General features: G+C 62.7%; 2 protein-coding genes. Both read right to left on the bottom strand.

What is annotated here, in order from left to right:
• Positions 1-872: hypothetical protein (locus NTZ26_01365; protein ID MCX6559139.1), on the bottom strand; the 872-nt coding region annotated here is incomplete at its 3' end.
• Positions 873-913: 41 nt separating this feature from the next.
• The gene (locus NTZ26_01360; GenBank protein ID MCX6559138.1) at positions 914-2,830 is read right to left on the bottom strand and encodes a hypothetical protein; all 1,917 of its coding nucleotides are present in this window, start codon (positions 2,828-2,830) and stop codon (positions 914-916) included.
• Positions 2,831-2,980 lie beyond the last annotated feature (150 nt).

The raw sequence follows: 2,980 nt of genomic DNA, 5'->3' as shown, positions 1-2,980 counted from the left end.
CTCCAATTGAAGTACTTCAGGTCCCAGCTCGAAAAACCCGTCCCGAAGTCGGCGTTGAAATTGGCCAGCCCGTTCGCCCCCTGGTAGCGTGCGCCCCCCGCCGAATATCCCCCGCCCGGGTCGTAGGCCGCGTTGGGGCCGTACATGCCGTCGTGCCGGATCCAGTCGCGAAACTCCAGAACGGCAAAGGGCGAGTAGTCGCAGAAGAAATCCGGGTAGGTCCCGGGGCCCATGCGGTGGAAGTTCATCTCGGCCTCGCCCCAGCCGCTGACCGCGACCAAAACGTTGGGCTCCTCGTCCATCCGCTTCTTGAGGAAGGCCATGGTCGCCTGGCTCTTGGCGGCCAGGTTGCGGCGCATCTTGAAGGCGTAGCGCGAGAACGTGCCGAAGACGTAATTGTCCATATAGCCCGGCTCGGCGATCTGGATGTTCGAGGCGATGTTGTTGTCGTTATACCACTGGCAATTGCGGACGTCCTCACGCTTGGCCTCGTTGTAAACCCACAGCCCCCGGGCCAGGCCCGAGCAGATCACCAGATGGCAGCGGACGCCGGCCGCCTTGGAGGCCGCGATCAGGGCATTGGCCAAGTCCTTGTAGTTTTGGATGCCCGTGTCCGCCTGGGTCCAATCCGAATTCCAGGCTAGGGCAGGATCGTAGTGCGTAACCGAAAACGACAGCCAGGTATAGGGCCCGAAGGGGATGGCGGCCTTAATATATTCAACGGCGCCCGTGTCCCGGGGGTCGTGCTCGATGGAGATGATCGTCGAATTCTTCAGGCTTGGAGTGGGAAGTCCCTGGCCCCAAATCGGCGCGCCCGCCATTACCGCGATCAACAGCCCCGCCGCGAGAGACGCCAAGGATCGGCTGCTCATCTGTTCCCCTCCAGCCGGACGCCAAGCCGGCCTTAATATTTTTAAAGCTGAACCGAGACTTCGTTGGAAAACGGCCCGGGGGCATTGTTTTTGTTAAAAGCCCGGACCTTATAGTAATACCTGGCACCCGGAACCAGGTTTTTGTCCAGAAGCAGGCTCTCCTTGGTCGTTCCGATCAAGTTGGCCGCCTGCGGGACGAACCCGGGCCGCAGGCTGCGGAACACCTCGAAGGCCTCGAAGTCGCCCCAATCCTTCCAAAACCAAGTATCATCCGCCCAGATATGCGCGTTCCATTCCACCCGAACAGCCATGGCCCCATCATCCGCCGGCGCCGCCGTCGCGATGGTGCCATTCACCCGGGGCGGGGTGAAGACCACCCCCAAGTTCTTGGACCGGGCCTTGTCCTTGATCCGGCGGACGAACTCGGCCAAGGCCGCCTCCTTGTTCATGCCCTTGATCCGGTGCTCTTTATTGTCGTCCCACCAGCGCCAGAAATTGATCAGCTTGGCCCCGTGGCGGTAGACGTTGAGGTACTGCTCCAGGATCTCTTCGGAAGAGCTTTCTTTGATCTCCATGCCCGGCGGGTAGAGCTCGGGGTCGAACTCCATGATGGCCCAGTCGTTCGACAGCGCAGCCAGGGCCGGCAGGGCGTGCAGGGTCGTCCGGGCGAACCAGGTCGGGAAGCGCACATCGTAGATCGTCGCCCCCGGGTTGCCGTAGGGCCAGATGTTGGCCGAGGCCATCGTCGAGGCCGAGGTGTAGTAGCGGGCATTCTTCTGCGGCGTCTCCGGGTTGGTGTTGAAGAGGTAGTCGCCCGGAATCTGGTGCGAGTACCAGCGCTGGGTCGGGATGCCCGCCTCGTTGGCCCACATTGCGGCCTCGCGCACGAAATTCGTGACCATGGCTTCCCGAAAGGTGTTCCAAAGATCCCAGTATTTATTTCCCGGCTCCATCTTCCGGGGCGGATCGAAGCCCTCCGCGATAAAATTGAGGCCCGCTCCGGGCATCATCCCGTCCTTTTTATAGGATGCAAACGGGACGGCGTTGGGGTCGGGGTTCTTGTCGTCGGCCGGTTCGGTATCGTAGTCGTTTTTCAAGTCCCAGTGGAAATAACGCAGGTCCCAGGTCCGGAACGCGGTGCCGAAGTCGGCATTGAAATTGGCCGGCCCGCTCGAGCCCCGATAGCGCTCCCCGCCGGCCTTCCAGCCCTGGCCCGCGAACTCCCCCGCGGCGTCGTCATAGCCGCCCGTGTGCCGGATCCAGTCCCGGAACTCCAGGACGGCAAACGGCGAGTAATCGCAGAACCAGTCCTGGGCGCTCTTCTCGTGGTTGATCCGGTGATAATTGAGCTCGGCCTCGCCCCAGCCGCTGACCGCGACGAGCGTGTCGGGGTAGCCCTTGATAACTTGGGCCAGATAGGCGAAGGCGGCCATGGACTTGGCCTTCAAATGGGCCCGAACCTTCCGGGCGTAGCGCGACAGCGTCCCGAAGACATAGACCTTCATGGCCTCGGCTGTTGCGATCTGATCGGCCGCCGCGATGTTGTTGTCGTTATACCACTGGGCGTTGCGGACGTCTTCGAGCTTGGCCGCTTCGTAGGCCTCGAGCCCGCGGGCCAGTCCCGAGGTCAGGACCAAGTGGAAGCGGAATCCGGCCGCCCGGCAGGCTTTGACCAGAGTGTCGACTTGAGTTTTAAAGGCCTGGATGCCGGAATCGGCCTTGGCCAAGTCGATCTTCCAGTCCATGGTCGGCGTCGAGGTGGTCAGGGAAAGCGACAGCCAGGCGAAGAGGCCGCCGCCGAGCTTGGCCTTGATGGCCGCGATTTCGGCCGTATCCGCCGGGTTATGCTCGATGCTGACGATGACCGAGTTGGACGAGCTGGGGCGCGGCAGCTCCTGCGCTGCGGCCGGCGCCAGGGCCAGCCCGGCCGCGATCACCCCCGCCATCCATCGGCGCATCGCTCTCCCCTTGCTCCTCGGCCTACATCAGGCGTTCGGTCCAGCTCCGCGGCGTCATGGCGTTGACGATCTCGACCTCGAGATAGTAGTCGAAGGGCTTGGCGCCGCGGCCCTTGATCCAGGCGATCATCTCGTCCAAGCCGCGCTTCA

The organism is Candidatus Aminicenantes bacterium (assembly GCA_026393855.1).
GTDB lineage: Bacteria > Acidobacteriota > Aminicenantia > Aminicenantales > UBA4085 > UBA4085.
The sequence above is the reverse complement of the archived record's forward strand: the minus strand, read 5'-3'. Positions and strand labels throughout refer to the sequence as shown.